The sequence below is a fragment of the Streptomyces sp. enrichment culture genome, from assembly GCF_964272895.1.
GTDB lineage: Bacteria > Actinomycetota > Actinomycetes > Streptomycetales > Streptomycetaceae > Streptomyces.
This window is the reverse complement of record NZ_OZ186832.1, coordinates 3,171,933-3,187,321: the sequence shown is the minus strand read 5'-3', so window position 1 is coordinate 3,187,321 and position 15,389 is coordinate 3,171,933. Positions and strand designations below refer to the sequence as shown.

Annotated in this window: 11 protein-coding genes; 7 read left to right on the top strand and 4 right to left on the bottom strand. The window is 72.4% G+C overall.

All coding sequences use genetic code 11. The annotated features are described in order from the left end of the window. Nucleotides 1-29 precede the first annotated feature (29 nt). The 3 genes from ACSU6M_RS14365 to ACSU6M_RS14355 form a co-directional block, all read right to left on the bottom strand. Complete coding sequence (locus ACSU6M_RS14365) at nucleotides 30-1,700, bottom strand: penicillin-binding transpeptidase domain-containing protein (protein WP_437070100.1); 1,671 nt, start codon at nucleotides 1,698-1,700, stop codon at nucleotides 30-32. 159 nt (nucleotides 1,701-1,859) lie between these two features. After that, the gene (locus ACSU6M_RS14360) at nucleotides 1,860-3,488 is read right to left on the bottom strand and encodes a penicillin-binding transpeptidase domain-containing protein (RefSeq protein ID WP_437070099.1); all 1,629 of its coding nucleotides are present in this window, start codon (nucleotides 3,486-3,488) and stop codon (nucleotides 1,860-1,862) included. 109 nt (nucleotides 3,489-3,597) lie between these two features. Next, on the bottom strand, nucleotides 3,598-5,349 hold the full coding sequence (locus ACSU6M_RS14355) for a dolichyl-phosphate-mannose--protein mannosyltransferase (RefSeq protein WP_437070098.1): 1,752 nt from the start codon (nucleotides 5,347-5,349) through the stop codon (nucleotides 3,598-3,600). Nucleotides 5,350-5,435: 86 nt separating this feature from the next. On the opposite strand from ACSU6M_RS14355, the gene rsmI reads away from it, so the two are divergent. From rsmI to ACSU6M_RS14330, 5 genes are all read left to right on the top strand, one after another. Then, the gene (gene rsmI / locus ACSU6M_RS14350) at nucleotides 5,436-6,284 is read left to right on the top strand and encodes a 16S rRNA (cytidine(1402)-2'-O)-methyltransferase (RefSeq protein WP_437070097.1); all 849 of its coding nucleotides are present in this window, start codon (nucleotides 5,436-5,438) and stop codon (nucleotides 6,282-6,284) included. Nucleotides 6,285-6,408: 124 nt separating this feature from the next. After that, the gene (locus ACSU6M_RS14345) at nucleotides 6,409-7,290 is read left to right on the top strand and encodes a TatD family hydrolase (protein ID WP_437070096.1); all 882 of its coding nucleotides are present in this window, start codon (nucleotides 6,409-6,411) and stop codon (nucleotides 7,288-7,290) included. Nucleotides 7,291-7,402: 112 nt separating this feature from the next. Beyond that, nucleotides 7,403-8,854 carry a ubiquitin-like domain-containing protein gene (locus ACSU6M_RS14340; RefSeq protein ID WP_437070095.1) on the top strand — a complete coding sequence of 484 codons (1,452 nt, stop codon included), beginning with the start codon at nucleotides 7,403-7,405 and terminating at the stop codon, nucleotides 8,852-8,854. Between the two features lie 95 nt (nucleotides 8,855-8,949). Next, a complete protein-coding gene (gene rsmA / locus ACSU6M_RS14335; RefSeq protein ID WP_437070094.1) occupies nucleotides 8,950-9,819 on the top strand; it encodes a 16S rRNA (adenine(1518)-N(6)/adenine(1519)-N(6))-dimethyltransferase RsmA in 870 nt (289 codons plus the stop codon). Continuing rightward, a complete protein-coding gene (locus ACSU6M_RS14330; RefSeq protein WP_437070093.1) occupies nucleotides 9,816-10,709 on the top strand; it encodes a 4-(cytidine 5'-diphospho)-2-C-methyl-D-erythritol kinase in 894 nt (297 codons plus the stop codon). The genes rsmA and ACSU6M_RS14330 overlap by 4 nt, the downstream gene beginning before the upstream one ends. Nucleotides 10,710-10,714: 5 nt before the next feature. Here the strand turns inward: ACSU6M_RS14330 and ACSU6M_RS14325 are convergent, their stop codons facing one another. After that, a complete protein-coding gene (locus tag ACSU6M_RS14325) occupies nucleotides 10,715-11,311 on the bottom strand; it encodes a Uma2 family endonuclease (protein WP_437070092.1) in 597 nt (198 codons plus the stop codon). Nucleotides 11,312-11,467: 156 nt separating this feature from the next. Here ACSU6M_RS14325 and ACSU6M_RS14320 point away from each other — a divergent pair, with 156 nt between their 5' ends. Then, nucleotides 11,468-13,273 carry an ABC-F family ATP-binding cassette domain-containing protein gene (locus ACSU6M_RS14320; protein ID WP_437070091.1) on the top strand — a complete coding sequence of 602 codons (1,806 nt, stop codon included), beginning with the start codon at nucleotides 11,468-11,470 and terminating at the stop codon, nucleotides 13,271-13,273. A gap of 234 nt (nucleotides 13,274-13,507) precedes the next feature. Continuing rightward, complete coding sequence (locus tag ACSU6M_RS14315; RefSeq protein WP_437070090.1) at nucleotides 13,508-15,328, top strand: outer membrane protein assembly factor BamB family protein; 1,821 nt, start codon at nucleotides 13,508-13,510, stop codon at nucleotides 15,326-15,328. The last annotated feature ends 61 nt before the right edge of the window (nucleotides 15,329-15,389 follow it).

The following is a 15,389-nucleotide window of genomic DNA, read 5'->3' as shown; positions in this document are numbered from 1 at the left end:
CGAGGGTGCCCGGCAGCCGCCGGGGTCGCTCAGCCGCCCGCCTTCAGCAGCGCCGCCACGATCGGGCCCGCCGTCGAGCCGCCGTGGCCCGCCGCCTGCACCACGCCCGCGCCCGCGAGGTCGCCGCGGTACGCCGTGAACCAGCCGTTGGGCTTCTTCTGCCCGTCGACCTCCGCCGACCCCGTCTTCGCGCCGACGTCGCCGGTGACCCCCGCCATCGCCTCGGCCGCCGTGCCGTAGGCCGCGGTGTACGCCATCACGTCCCGCAGCTGCGCCAGCGTGCCCGCCGACAGCTTGCGCGAGGCGGTGGCCAGGGTGCGGCCGTCCACCTCGGGGGAGACCAGATAGGGCTGGCGGAAGGTGCCCGACTGGACGGTCGCCGAGACCGACGCCATGTTGAGCGGGTTCATCCGCACCCCGCCCTGCCCGATCAGCGAGGCCGCCATCTGCGCCTGCGACTGCACCGGCACCGCGCCGTCGAAGGTGGGCACGCCCACCGCCCAGTTGTTCAGGCCCAGCCCGAACACCTCCTGCGCCTGCTTCGTCAGATCGGCGTCGTCCAGCTTCGGCGCCTGGCTGATGAAGGCGGTGTTGCAGGAGCGGGCGAAGGACGCCTTGAAGGTGCCGTTCTTGATCTCGAACTTGTCGTCGTTGTGGAACTTCCACCCGCCGTACGTGAAGTACTTCGGGCAGGGGTGCTCCTTGTCCGCCGCCGCCAGCCTGCGCTCGAACAGCATCGAGGCGGTGACGACCTTCATCGTCGAACCCGGCGCGAGGGAGCCCTGGAAGGCCACGTTGAAGCCGGGCGAGGAGTTGGCGACGGCGAGGATCTCACCCGTGGAGGGGCGCAGCAGCACCACCGAGGCACGCTTGCGGGCGGCGACCTGCTTCTCGGCCGCGGCCTGCAGCGCCGGATCGAGGGTGGTCCGCACCGTGCCGGGCGTGCCCTCGCTCAGCTCCAGCAGCGTCCTGTCGGACAGCTCCGCCTTCTGGGACTCCTTGCCGCGCACCACCCGCAGCTCGACGCCCGCGGTCCCGCCGGCCGTCTCGCCGTACTTCTCGCGCAGCCCGTCCAGCACCGGCGCCAGCGACGGGAACCTCTTCACGGTCAGCTCACCGCCCTCGCGGTCCAGCGCCTTGACCGGCGGGGTGCCCGCCTCGCCGGTGACCAGCCGGTCGCCGTCCCGCAGCTCGGGGTGCACGACCGAGGACGCCCACCGGACCAGCGGTTCGCCGTCGCCCGGACCGCGTACGACGCTCAGCGCACCCGTGTAGGTCAGCGGCTTGGCGATAGTGCCGTGGGAGACGGTGCCCTTGACGGTGAACGGCACCTTGTCGCCCTGGCGGACGCCGGGGGTGAGGGTCACGTCCTTGACGCGGGCGTCCTTGGCGAACCCGGTGAGCAGGGCGCGGGCGGCCGTGGCGTCGGTGGTGGCGGCCGCGGCCTCGCTCACCCTGCCCTGCTGCCAGGCGGTGAGGAAGCGCCGGGCGGCGGAGGTGACCTCGGTCTCCGACAGCGGACCGGTCCTCACCTCGCTGCGCGCGTCGGCGGACGTGACCGCGCTGTCGTCGGCCGCGGCACCGCCGCCGTACAGGGCGTACCCGCCGATGCCGAGCCCGCCGGCCACCGCGACGACCACCGATCCGATGACGGCCGGCCTGGTGCTCCGCCGCTGCTCGACGCGCCTTCTCTTGCCCACTGCTGTCCGTTCCTCCGCGAAGCTCCGAAGGTCCCCGTCGCCCTCGTGTCCCTTGGTCTCGTTGTCCTCACCGTCCCCAACGACGGTGCGGTGCTGCGGTCCCCGCCTGAGCGGGTGACGTCCGCCACCCGCCGCGCGGTTCCCGCCGGGTGTCCGGCCTCAGCCGCCCGCCTTCAGCACCTGCGCCACGATCGGTCCGGCCGCGTCGCTGCCGTGGCCGCCCTGCTGGGCCATCGCCGCGGCCGCCATGTCGTCGCGGAAGCCGGTGAACCAGCTGTTGGACGTGGCCTGCCCGTCGACCTCGGCCGAACCGGTCTTGGCGCCGATGCCGCCGGGCACCGAGCGCATCGCCTCGGCCGCGGTACCGCTGGTCGCGGTGCGGTTCATCATGGCGCGCAGCTGGTCCACCGTACCCGGGCGAAGGCCCTGGGCCTGGGCGAGCTGACGGCCGTCCAGGCTCTGCGGCACGATCACCGGCTGCCGGAACGTGCCGGTGACGGCGGTCGCCGTGACCGACGCCATGTTCAGCGGGCTCATCTGCACCTTGCCCTGCCCGAGCAGCGCGGCGGCGGTGTCCGGGCCCTCGGACACGGGGACGCTGCCGTCGAAGGTGGTGACGCCCGCCTTCCAGTCGTCGCGGCCCAGCCCGAACTTCTCCTGCGCCTCACGGGTCAGGGAGTCGTCCTGGATCTCGTCGGCGAACTTCACGAACGCGGTGTTGCAGGAGCGGGCGAAGCTGTCGGCGAGCGTGGCGGACTCGTTCGGCGCGAGCCCCTTGAGGTTGTGGAAGGTGGCGCTGTCCGAGACCGCCTGCGCGGGACAGGGCGCCGGGCCGTCCGCCGTGGTCAGGCCCTGGTCGATGAGGAGCGCCGCGCTCACGATCTTCATGGTGGAGCCGGGCGCCAGCGCGCCCTCGAAGGCCGCGTTCCAGCCGTCGGCGCGGTTGTTGGCGACGGCGAGGATCTCCCCGGTGCTCGGCTTGAGCGCGACCACCGACGACTCCTTGTACGCCGTCACCGCCTTCTCGGCGGCCGCCTGCGCGCGCGGGCTGATCGTCGTCGGCAGCCGGCCCGCCCTGCCCTCGGTGATCGTCAGCAGGGAGGTGTCGGCGGCGCCGCTCTTGGTGTGCCGGATCGACAGCTCCACCCCGCGGGTGCCGCCCGCCTCATGGCCGTAGCGCTTGCGCAGCTCGTCCAGGACCGGGCCCAGGGACGGGTACCGGTCCTTCGTGAGCACACTGCCGTCACGGGCGACCGCCTCGATCGGCGGGCTGGCGGACTCCTCGGTGACCAGGGTGTCGCCCTCGCCCAGCTCCGGGTGCACGACCGTCGGCTGCCAGTCGACCAGCGCGCGCCCGGTGGTGATGCCCCGCACGACCTTCAGCGCGCTGTCGTACGCCAGCGGCTTGGTCCTGCCCTTGTACGACACCGTTGCCTTCACCGAGAACGGCACCCTGGTGCCCTGCGGGGTGCCCGCAGTGATCTGTACGTCCGTCAGATGCGCGCTGCCGCCGAACGACGTCAGGACCGGCTCGGCCGCCGCCGCGTTGTTGGTGAACGACGCGGCCCGCGCCCCCCGGCCCTGCTCCCACGCCTCGAAGAACGCCTTCGTCGTCTCGGCGACCTCGTCCTCGCTCGGCGGCCCGCTCTTCTCGGACGTCGTGGCGCCGGGCCCTGAGTCACCGTCACCGCTCAGCGCGGACACGAAGTTGTAGGCGCCGTAGCCGGCGCCGCCCACCATCACGGTGAACACCGTGCCGATGACGGCCCCCTTGACCCCCTTGCGCATCGCCCGATCCCTCCCGTGTCCCCCGTTTCCGCTTCCCGTGCACTGTAAGGGGCGGCACCGACAGCCGTGACCGGCGCCCGAGTTTGTTGGCCGAACGGATACCGGGCCGCTACACCCAGGTGTCCAGCCACATCCGCGAGCGCCAGTCGTCGATGGGGATGGCGGTGCCGGTGTAGAGAGGCCAGAAGTAGATGAAGTTCCAGGCGACCAGCAGCACGAGGACGCCCGCGCCCGTCGCGCCGGCCACGCGGCGGGTGTCGCTCGAGCCGGGCGGCCCGACCAGCGCGCCGACGAGCATCGCCACCGCCAGGCACAGGAAGGGCACGAAGACGACGGCGTAGAAGAGGAAGATGGTGCGCTCCTGGTAGAAGAACCAGGGCAGATAGCCCGCCACGATCCCGCAGGCGATGGCGCCCGCGCGCCAGTCGCGGCGGAAGAACCAGCGCCACAGCACGTACAGCAGCGCGAAGGCGCCCAGCCACCACAGCACCGGTGTGCCCAGCGCCAGCACCTCGCGCGCGCACTTCTCGCCCGCGTCCGCCGGGCAGCCGTCCTTTCCGGGCGCCGGGGACTCGTAGAAGTACGACACCGGGCGGCCCAGCACGATCCAGCTCCACGGGTTGGACTCGTACGTGTGCGGCGAGTCCAGGCCGACATGGAAGTCGTACACCTGGTTCTCGTAGTGCCACAGGCTGCGCCACCAGTCCGGGAACAGCCACGACCAGTCGCTGTCCTTGCCCGCGGTGGCCGCCCAGTTGCGGTAGTAGCCGCCGCTGCCGTCGGAGGGCGACAGGATCCAGCCGGTCCAGGACAGGACGTAGGTGAACACGGCGACCGGGACGGTCGCGAGGAACGCGAAGCCCAGGTCGTACTTGGCGACCGCCGCGTACGGGTGCCGGGCACCCGCGACCTTGCGCGAGCCGATGTCCCACAGCACCGTCATGACGCCGAACGCGGCCAGGACGTACAGGCCGTTCCACTTGGTGCCGATGGCCAGGCCCAGCAGCACGCCCGCCGTCCACCGCCACGGGCGCAGGCCCAGCCGGAGCGTGTCCGCGACCCGCGCGTCGGGCCGCACCCGCCCGTCGGCGTCGGCGGGCAGCGCGGCGGCGAGCCGTTCGCGCGCCTTGTCGCGGTCGACGACCAGGCAGCAGAAGGCCGCGAGCACGAAGAACATCAGCACGCCGTCCAGCAGCGCGGTGCGGCTCATCACGAAGTGCAGACCGTCCACCGCCAGCAGCGCGCCCGCCAGGCACCCGAGGAACGTCGAACGGAACAGCCGCCGCCCGATCCGGCACACCATCAGCACCGACAGCGTGCCGAGCAGGGCCGTCATGAACCGCCAGCCGAACGGGTCCATGCCGAAGATCAGCTCGCCGAGCCCGATGACGTACTTGCCGACCGGCGGATGCACGACGTACGCCGCGTCCGTCGGGATCGGCACGTTCCCGCCCGAGGACAGGATCAGGTCGTTGGCGTTCTTGTCCCAGTTGACCTCGAATCCGCGGTGGACGAGCGCCCAGGCGTCCTTGGCGTAGTACGTCTCGTCGAATATCACCGCCTTCGGGCTGCCCAGGTTCCAGAACCGCAGCACGCCCGCCAGCACCGTCACCAGCAGCGGCCCGCCCCACCCGGACAGGCGCACGATCCGCGCCGCCAGGGTGGGCGGGACGCCGAGCGCCGTCCACAGCCTCGGCGAGGGCTCGACGTACGGCGGCACCAGCCGGTCCCGGACGTCGCTTTCGGGCCGCGCCCGGTAACCGAACCGGCGCAGCCGCTGCTGCCACGACGGCTCACGGTCGTGCGGGGCCCGCTCGGGGCGGTGATCCGTCGAGGACGCGGAGGACGCGGTACTGGTCACCGCGCCATGGTAGGGAACAGGGCTGTGTGAGTCCCGCGCATGCGGAGCTTGCGTCGGGCGGGCGTTCGCTTTGGGAGGATGGGGGCGTGACTGGAACCCTTGTTTTGGCGGGCACCCCCATCGGCGACATCGCGGACGCGCCGCCGCGGCTGGCCGAGGAACTGGCCGGCGCCGATGTCGTCGCCGCCGAGGACACCCGGCGGCTGCGCCGGCTGACCCAGGCGCTGGGCGTGACGCCCAAGGGCCGCGTGGTGTCGTACTTCGAGGGCAACGAGTCCGCCCGCACGCCCGAACTGGTCGAGGAACTCGTCGGCGGCGCCCGTGTGCTGCTGGTCACCGACGCCGGGATGCCGTCCGTGTCCGACCCCGGCTACCGGCTGGTCGCCGCCGCCGTGGAGCGGGACGTCAAGGTCACCGCCGTGCCCGGACCGTCCGCCGTGCTCACCGCGCTCGCCCTGTCCGGGCTGCCCGTCGACCGCTTCTGCTTCGAGGGCTTCCTGCCGCGCAAGGCCGGCGAGCGGCTCACCCGGCTGCGCGAGGTCGCCGAGGAGCGCCGCACCCTCGTCTACTTCGAGGCACCCCACCGCCTCGACGACACCCTCGCCGCGATGGCCGAGGTCTTCGGCGCGCAGCGGCGGGCCGCCGTCTGCCGCGAGCTGACCAAGACCTACGAGGAGGTCAGGCGCGGCCCGCTGGCCGAGCTCGCCGCGTGGGCGGCCGAGGGCGTGCGCGGCGAGATCACCGTCGTGGTGGAGGGGGCGCCCGAACGCGGGCCGGAGGTCCTGGACGCGGCCGAGCTGGTGCGCCGGGTGCGGGTGCGCGAGGAGGCGGGGGAGCGGCGCAAGGAGGCCATCGCCGCGGTGGCCGCGGAGGCGGGGCTGCCCAAGCGGGAGGTGTTCGACGCGGTGGTGGCGGCGAAGAACGCGGGGGCGTGAAGGTCGAAGGACGCGGGAGCGTGACGGCGAAGAACGCGGGGGCGTGAAGGGCGAAGGGCGCGGGGGCGTGAAGGGGGCGGGGTCTGTCGGCCGGCGGGGCCGGACGCTTCCGTAGGATCGGGACATGCCTTCGAACGCCGCCGACAAGAACGCCGCGCCGCCCTTGCCCGTGCCGCTGGCGGTGCCGGTGGCCGATTCGCACACGCACCTCGACATGCAGTCCGGGACGGTCGAGGAGGCCCTGGCGAAGGCGGCGTCCGTCGGCGTGACGACGGTCGTGCAGGTCGGCTGTGACGTGGCCGGCTCCCGCTGGGCCGCCGAGACCGCCGCGGCCCACGACGCCGTCCACGCGGCCGTCGCCCTGCACCCCAACGAGGCGCCCCGCATCGTGCACGGCGACCCCGACGGCTGGTCCCGGCAGGGCGCCCGCGAACCCGGCGGCGACGGCGCGCTCGACGAGGCGCTCGCCGAGATCGACCGGCTGGCCGCGCTGCCCCACGTCAAGGGCGTCGGCGAGACCGGCCTGGACTACTTCCGCACCGGCGAGGAGGGCAAGGCCGCCCAGGAGCGCTCCTTCCGCGCCCACATCGAGATCGCCAAACGGCACGGCAAGGCCCTGGTCATCCACGACCGCGACGCCCACGCCGACGTCCTGCGCGTGCTGAAGGAGGAGGGCGCGCCCGAGCGCACCGTCTTCCACTGCTACTCCGGCGACGCCGAGATGGCCGAGATCTGCGCCCGCGCCGGCTACTTCATGTCCTTCGCCGGCAACGTCACCTTCAAGAACGCCCAGAACCTGCGCGACGCCGTCGCCGTGGCCCCGCTGGAGCTGCTGCTCGTCGAGACCGACGCGCCCTTCCTCACCCCGGCGCCGTACCGCGGACGGCCCAACGCCCCGTATCTCGTTCCGGTCACGGTGCGCGCCATGGCCGCGGTCCGCGGCATCGACGAGGACGTGCTGGCCACCGCGCTCGGGGCGAACACGGCACGAGCCTTCGGCTACTGACGCATAACGGTCGCGACCGACCGTAGCCGCGTCGCTTTGGAGAGTGACGGCCGCTCCGCTAGGTTCTGGGGGCCCGATCGGGACCCCTCTGGACCCCCTGGAGCGTGTCGGCGTGAGCGATTCGCAGTACCTGCGCGACGAGCGGTACGCGCCCGCCCCCGAGTACGAGCCGTTCGACCCGCACAGCGCCGAGACGCTGGGCTACGGCGAGGTGTACGCGGGCGCCTACCCGGACACCTACGCCCCGGCCTACGAGACGCGGCGGCCGCAGGCACCCTGGTCCGACGATCCGTACGACGGCGCCGCGTACCCCGTCGGCTCGTACGCCGGTGGCTCGTACGGTGCCGAACCGCCCCCCACGCTCGTCCACATCCCCGCCCCCGCGCACGAGGTCCCCGCCGCCCCCGGCCGCAGGGCCGCGCGCCGGCGCCGAGCGAAGGCCGACCCGCGCCCGGACGGCGTCGCGCGTGCCGACGGCTCCGTGCGCCGCCTGCTGCCCCAGGCGCTGGTCGTCGCCTTCCTCGCCGGCGGCACCACCGCCTTCGTCGCCAAGGACAAGGCCGTGGAGCTGAACGTCGACGGCAGGTCCCGCACCCTGCACACCTTCGCCGACGACGTGACCGAACTGCTGGCCCAGGAGGGGGTCGAGGTGGGGGCGCACGACGTGGTGGCGCCCGCCCCCGGCACCGAACTGACCAGCGGCGACGAGGTCGAGGTCCACTACGGGCGCCCCATCCGGCTCACCCTCGACGGGCACCGGCGCGAGGTGTGGACGACGGCCCGCACGGTCGAGGAGGCGCTGGAGCAGTGGGGCGTGCGCGCGGAGGGCGCGTACCTGTCCGCCGCGCGCTCCCGGCGGATCGGACGCGAGGGCCTGACGCTCGACGTCCGCACCGAACGCTCGGTGACGATCATGGCCGACGGCCGCGCCCGCACCATCCGCACCAACGCGGCGACCGTGCGCGAGGCCGTCGAACAGGCCGGCATCACCCTGCGCGGCCAGGACACCACCTCCGTCCCGCAGGACAGCTTCCCCAGGGACGGGCAGACGGTCACCGTGCTGCGCATCACCGGCACCCGGGAGGTGCGCGAGGAGCAGATCCCGTTCGAGGTGGAGCGCACCGAGGACCCGACGCTGTTCAAGGGCACGGAGGTCGTCGAACGCGCCGGCCAGCCCGGTCTGCGCCGGGTCACCTACCACCTGCGCACCGTCAACGGCGTCCGGCAGAAGCCGCGCCTGGTGCGGACCGAGCTGGTGCGCGAACCGGTCAGCCAGGTGGTCAAGGTCGGCACCAAGCCGATGCCGACGTCCGTGCAGGGCGCCGACCACCTGAACTGGCAGGGCCTCGCCGCCTGCGAGTCGGGCGGGCGCCCGAACGCGGTCGACCCGTCGGGCACGTACGGCGGCCTCTACCAGTTCGACACCCGGACCTGGCAGAGCCTCGGCGGCAGCGGCCGCCCGCAGGACGCGCCCGCGGCCGAACAGACCTTCCGAGCGAAGAAGCTGTATGTGCGCCGGGGCGCGAGCCCGTGGCCGCACTGCGGCGCACGCCTGCACGGCTGAGCCGTACGGGAGAGGGATCCGGGCCCGCCGCCGCGCCAACGCCTCGCACCGGTGAGCCGTGAGGGGCTGCCGGTCCGCCCCCGTACCCTTGTGCCGTGAGCAGCCCCACCCCCGACGCCCTTCTCGGGCCCGCCGACGTCCGTGAACTCGCGGCAGCACTCGGCGTGCGCCCCACCAAGCAGCGCGGCCAGAACTTCGTGATCGACGCCAACACGGTCCGCCGCATCGTGCGGACCGCGCAGGTCCGCCCCGACGACGTGGTCGTGGAGGTCGGACCGGGGCTCGGCTCGCTCACCCTGGCCCTGCTGGAGGTGGCCGACCGGGTCACGGCCGTCGAGATCGACGACGTCCTCGCCTCCGCGCTGCCCGCCACGATCCGGGCGCGGATGCCGGAGCGCGCCGACCGCTTCGCGCTGGTCCACTCCGACGCGATGCACGTCACCGAGCTGCCCGGCCCGCCGCCCACCGCTCTGGTCGCGAACCTGCCGTACAACGTGGCCGTGCCGGTGCTGCTGCACATGCTCGACACCTTCCCCACCATCGAGCGCACCCTGGTGATGGTCCAGGCGGAAGTCGCCGACCGGCTCGCCGCGGCGCCCGGTTCGAAGGTGTACGGCGTGCCGTCCGTGAAGGCCAACTGGTACGCCGAGGTGAAGCGGGCCGGCGCCATCGGCCGCAACGTCTTCTGGCCCGCGCCGAACGTCGACAGCGGCCTGGTCGCCCTCACCCGCCGCACCGAGCCGCTGAAGACCACGGCGTCCAAGCGGGAGGTCTTCGCCGTCGTCGACGCGGCGTTCGCCCAGCGCCGCAAGACGCTGCGCGCCGCGCTCGCCGGCTGGGCCGGTTCCGCGGCCGCCGCCGAGGCCGCCCTGGTCGCGGCCGGAATCTCGCCCCAGGCGCGCGGCGAGTCGCTGACCGTCGAGGAGTTCGCCCGCATCGCCGAGCACAAGGAGGCCGGCCAGTGACCGTCACCGTCCGTGTCCCGGCCAAGGTCAACGTCCAGCTCGCGGTGGGCGCCGCCCGCCCGGACGGGTTCCACGACCTGGCGAACGTCTTCCTGGCGGTCGGCCTGTACGACGAGATCACCGCGACCCCGGCCGAGGAACTGCGCATCACCTGCGAGGGCCCCGACGCCGACCAGGTCCCCCTGGACCACTCCAACCTCGCCGCCCGCGCGGCGATCGAGCTGGCCCGCCGCTACGGCCGCACCCCTGACGTCCATATCCACATCGCCAAGGACATCCCCGTCGCCGGCGGCATGGCGGGCGGCAGCGCCGACGGCGCGGGCGCGCTGCTGGCCTGCGACGCGCTGTGGGGCACGGGGGCGACCCGCGAGGAGCTGCTGGAGATCTGCGCCGAGCTCGGCAGCGATGTGCCGTTCAGCCTGGTCGGCGGGGCGGCGCTGGGCACCGGGCGGGGTGAGAAGCTGACGGCGCTGGAGGTCGGCGGCACGTTCTACTGGGTGTTCGCGCTGGCCGACGGAGGTCTCTCGACGCCGGCGGTGTTCCGGGAGTTCGACCGGCTGACGGAGGGCACGGAGGTCCCGGAGCCGGTCGCGTCCCCGGAGCTGCTGGACGCCCTCGCGAAGGGCGACGTCCACGCTCTCGCCGCGAGCCTGGTCAACGACCTTCAGCCGGCCGCGCTCTCCCTGCGCCCGTCGCTGGCCGACACGCTGGACGCGGGCACGGCGGCGGGAGCCCTGGGGGCGCTGGTCTCGGGGTCCGGTCCGACCACGGCGTTCCTGTGCGAGTCGGCCGAGGCGGCGGAGAAGGTGGCGGAGGCGCTGAGGGCTTCGGGCACGTGCCGGGCGGCTCGGGTGGCTCAGGGGGCGGCTGTGGGGGCGACGGTGGTGTGAGGGGTTCAGGGCCGCCTGTTGATCGCAGTCAGGTCGATGTCGATGTCGTAGGGCACGCTGACCGTGAGGCGGTCGTGGTAGATGCCGGTCAGCGCGTACGTGCCGGTGGCCTCGCCGAGCTCGTACACCTGGATCGCAGGGTGGTCGTCCTGGCCTGCCATCTCGACCAGCCAGAAATGGGGGATGCCTGCGGCGGCGTACTTGTGCGGCTTGCTGTTGCGGTCGCGGGCTTCTGAGTCCGGTGAGACTACCTCGACGGCGAGCAGGACGTCGGCTGCTTCGAAGTGGGTCTGGCGCAGACCGGTGATGGCTTCGGCACGGACCACGGAGATGTCCGGTTCCGGGCCGTTGCGCCGATCCAGTACGACCGTCATCTCCCGTTCGACACTGAGCTTCGGGGGGACGGAGCTCAGAAGGCCGTTGACCAGCAGGTCGATGGCAAGGAAGTGGAAGCGGCGCTGCGGACTCACGAAAACGAGGCTCCCGTCGATCAGCTCGGTGTGCGGCGGGAGATCAGGCAGCGTGAACAGGTCGTCCACGGTGTAGCCGCCCTCCGGCGGCACCGGCCACTGGACGCTGTGCTCTACGGGCTCGGCAGTCATGGTTCCTCCCATGGACGGCATCCTGGCGCCTGCCCTCCACGGTAGCGGCCGGGTCCCGATCACGTCATCACGAAGAGTGACCACACCCTCGCGCCCCGCCCCCACCCCCGGAGGGCCTACGCTTGAAGGCTGATCCATCCCCCGGGCAGGAGTGAAATGGCCGTCAATCTGGTCAATGTCGAGAACGTCAGCAAGGTGTACGGCACCCGTGCCCTCCTGGACGGGATCTCCCTGGGCGTGTCCGAGGGCGACCGGATCGGTGTGGTGGGCCGCAACGGCGACGGCAAGACGACGCTGATCCGGATGCTGGCCAAGCTGGAGGAGGCGGACTCAGGACGGGTCACGCACTCCGGCGGACTCAGGATGGGCGTGCTCACCCAGCACGACTCCCTCGACCCCGAGGCGACCGTCCGGCACGAGGTCATCCGGGACCTGGCCGACCACGAGTGGGCGGGCAACGCCAAGATCCGGGACGTGCTGACCGGACTGTTCGGCGGCCTCGACCTGCCCGGCTTCCCCAAGGGCCTGGACACCGTCATCGGACCGCTGTCCGGTGGCGAGCGGCGCCGGATCGCCCTGGCCAAGCTGCTCATCGAGGACCACGACCTGATCGTGCTCGACGAGCCCACCAACCACCTCGACGTCGAGGGCATCGCCTGGCTCGCCCAGCACCTCAAGGAGCGCCGCTCGGCACTGGTGTGCGTCACCCACGACCGCTGGTTCCTGGACCAGGTCTGCACCCGCATGTGGGACGTGCAGCGCGGTGACGTCTACGAGTACGAGGGCGGCTACTCCGACTACGTCTTCGCCCGCGCCGAGCGCGAGCGCATCGCCGCCACCGAGGAGACCAAGCGGCAGAACCTGGTCCGCAAGGAGCTGGCCTGGCTGCGCCGCGGCGCCCCCGCCCGCACCTCCAAGCCCCGCTTCCGGGTCGAGGCCGCCAACGAGCTCATCAAGGACGTACCGCCGCCGCGCGACAGCAGCGAGCTGATGAAGTTCGCCTCCTCGCGGCTCGGCAGGACGGTGTTCGACCTGGAGGACATCACCGTCCAGGCCGGGCCCAAGGTGCTGCTCAAGCACGTCACCTGGCATCTCGGCCCGGGCGACCGCATCGGCCTGGTCGGTGTCAACGGCGCCGGCAAGACCTCCCTCCTGCGGGCGATGGCCGAGGCGGCGCGCACCGAGGGCGAGGCGCAGCCCGCGGGCGGCCGGATCACGGTCGGCAAGACGGTCAAGCTGGCCTACCTCTCCCAGGAGGTCGCCGAACTCGACCCCACCTGGCGGGTGCTGGAGGCCGTGCAGCGGGTGCGCGAGCGCGTCGACCTCGGCAAGGGCCGCGAGATGACCGCCGGTCAGCTGTGCGAGACGTTCGGCTTCAACAAGGAGAAGCAGTGGACGCCCGTCGGTGACCTCTCCGGCGGCGAGCGGCGCCGGCTCCAGCTGCTGCGGCTGCTGATGGACGAGCCCAACGTCCTGTTCCTGGACGAGCCCACCAACGACCTCGACATCGAGACCCTCACCCAGCTGGAGGACGTCCTCGACGGCTGGCCCGGCTCGATGATCGTCATCTCCCACGACCGGTTCTTCATCGAGCGCACCACCGACAAGGTGTACGCCCTCCTCGGCGACTCCACCCTGCGGATGCTGCCGCGCGGCATCGACGAGTACCTGGAGCGCCGCAAGCGCATGGAGGAGGCCGCCGCCGCGAACGCCCCGGTGGCCGCGCCCCGGCCGGCCCCCGAGAAGAGCGCCGCCGACCAGCGCGCCGCCAAGAAGGAACTCCAGAAGATCGAGCGGCAGCTGGACAAGATCTCCGAGAAGGAGACCAAGCTGCACGCCCGGATCGCCGAGAACGCCACCGACTTCGCCAAGGTCGCCGAACTCGACGCCGAGCTGCGTGCCTTGGCCGGCGAGCGCGAGGAACTGGAGCTGCGCTGGCTGGAACTGGCCGAGGACGCCTAGGCGCCGGCTTCCGCACCCGAGGCGCGCAGGGCGCGTGAAGGGGGCGTGAAGGCGCGTAACGGCCGCATCACGGCCCGGTCCTCCCTTGGGAACAGGGGAGGAGCCGGGCCCCTTGACTGTCGGAGGTCAGTGATAGAAAGGGCCGTCTGAGAACCGTCTAGACCGAACGGCTCTGGGTCCATCACGTAGCTCAGGGGCGTGGCTAAAAATCAGTGAACGAGGGGGAAGACGCTGATGACTCAGCCGCCCGACCAGCCGCCGCAGCCCGGTGGTTACGGCGCACCGCAGGACCAGCCGCCGCAGGCCGGGGGCTTCGGCGCACCTCAGACGCCACCGCAGGGCGCACCCCAGACGCCGCCCACCCCGCCGGGGCCCCAGCCCGGTTACGGCTACCCGCAGCAGCCCGGCCCCTACGCCCAGCCGGGTCCGTACGGCCAGCAGCCCGGCCCCTACGGCCAGCCGCAGCAGCCCGGTCCGTACGGCCAGCCCCAGCAGCCCGGTCCGTACGGTCAGCCGCCCCAGCCCGGCCCGTACGCCCCGCAGCCCGGCTACGGCTACCCGCAGCAGCCCCAGTACCCCGGCGCCCCGGTGCCCCCGCCGTCCGGCGGCGGCTCGCGCAACCCCTTCAAGGGCAAGCCCGCCGTGATCATCGGCGCGGCGGTGGCGGCCCTGCTGGTCGTCGGCGGCACGGTGTTCGCGGTCACCAGCGGCGACGACGACAAGGGCAAGCCGAAGAAGCCCGTCGCCCACAAGAGCGACGACCCCAAGCCGACCGCCACCGACACCCCGGTCAACCCCGGTGACGGCCGCGGCGACGGCGGCGAGGAGACCGTCGACCTCAACGAGGGCCGCAAGCCCGGCGAGGCCAAGGTGCTCTGGTACAAGGAGGCGCCCGACGCGCCCGGTTCCGGCGCCGACGCCAACGGCATGTGGATCACCGAGAAGACGGCGGTGAAGGCCGCGTACAAGCAGCTCTTCGCCTACGAGGTGGACGGCGGCGCGCCCGCCTGGGACCCGATCGAGTTCCCGCAGAAGATCTGCGCGGCGACCCCGCAGAAGACGGCCGACGACAAGATCGTCGTGGCGTACATGAGCGGTGCCAGCGACCGCGCCAAGTGCAACCAGCTCCAGCTGGTCGACCTGCGCACCGGCGAGAAGGGCTGGAGCGGCGAGGTCGAGGACGGCGCCCTGTTCGACAGCGCGATCAGCATCGAGCTGTCCATGGCCGGCGACACGCTGATGGTGGGCCGCTCGCAGTCCGGTGTGGCGTACAACGTCAAGACCGGCAAGCAGATCTTCGAGAAGAAGAAGTACGGCGACTCCTGCTACCCGAGCGGTTTCGCGGGCGGCAGCCGGCTGATCCAGGTGGCGTCGTGCGACCTCGGCGGTGCCAAGGAGCACGAGGAGATCCAGGAGCTCGACCCGAGGACCGGCAAGGTCAAGTGGACGTTCAAGTACGACAAGGGCTACCGCATCAGCCGGACCCTGTCGGTGAACCCGCTGGTGGTCTACAGCCAGAACGAGGACAAGGACACGTGGAACATCGCCACGTTCACGTCCAAGGGCAAGATCCGCTCCCAGGTCTCCACCAAGGAATCCATCGGGTTCTCCGAGTGCGGCTGGGCCATCCTCCAGCGTGACCTGACCGGGTGTCAGGGTGTCGCCGTCGGCGGGGACATGCTCTACCTGCCGACCGAGGCGACCGGCCAGGCGAACGAGATCCTGGCGATCAGCCTGGCCACCGGCAAGGAGAAGTGGCGGGTGAAGTCCCCCACGGACCAGACGATCCTGCCGCTGAAGGTGACCGGCGGCAAGGTCGTCGCCTATGTGGAGCCCTCGTACGACGCGGGCGGCCAGGTCGTGTCGATCCCGGTCGCGGGCAAGGCGCACAAGCCGGTGAAGCTGCTGCAGAACCCGTCGGGCGTCGCCGCCATCGAGAACAGCTTCTTCTCGCGCGACCTGGAGTGGACCGGCGGACGCCTGTACCTGTCGACGACCCGGCTGACCGGCAACGACGAGTCCCCGGAGAAGCTGATGCTCGTCTACGGCAAGTGATCCGGCCCGGCCGGGCGGCACCGCCCGCCCGGCCGCCCGCCCCCCACCCGCTTCCGCTCCG

Coding starts and splice junctions, on each gene's coding strand:
- ACSU6M_RS14325 (WP_437070092.1), bottom strand. CDS start 11,311: ATGACTGCCGAGCCCGTAGAGCACAGCGTCCAGTGGCCGGTGCCGCCG.
- ACSU6M_RS14320 (WP_437070091.1), top strand. CDS start 11,468: ATGGCCGTCAATCTGGTCAATGTCGAGAACGTCAGCAAGGTGTACGGC.
- ACSU6M_RS14360 (WP_437070099.1), bottom strand. CDS start 3,488: ATGCGCAAGGGGGTCAAGGGGGCCGTCATCGGCACGGTGTTCACCGTG.
- ACSU6M_RS14345 (WP_437070096.1), top strand. CDS start 6,409: ATGCCTTCGAACGCCGCCGACAAGAACGCCGCGCCGCCCTTGCCCGTG.
- ACSU6M_RS14315 (WP_437070090.1), top strand. CDS start 13,508: ATGACTCAGCCGCCCGACCAGCCGCCGCAGCCCGGTGGTTACGGCGCA.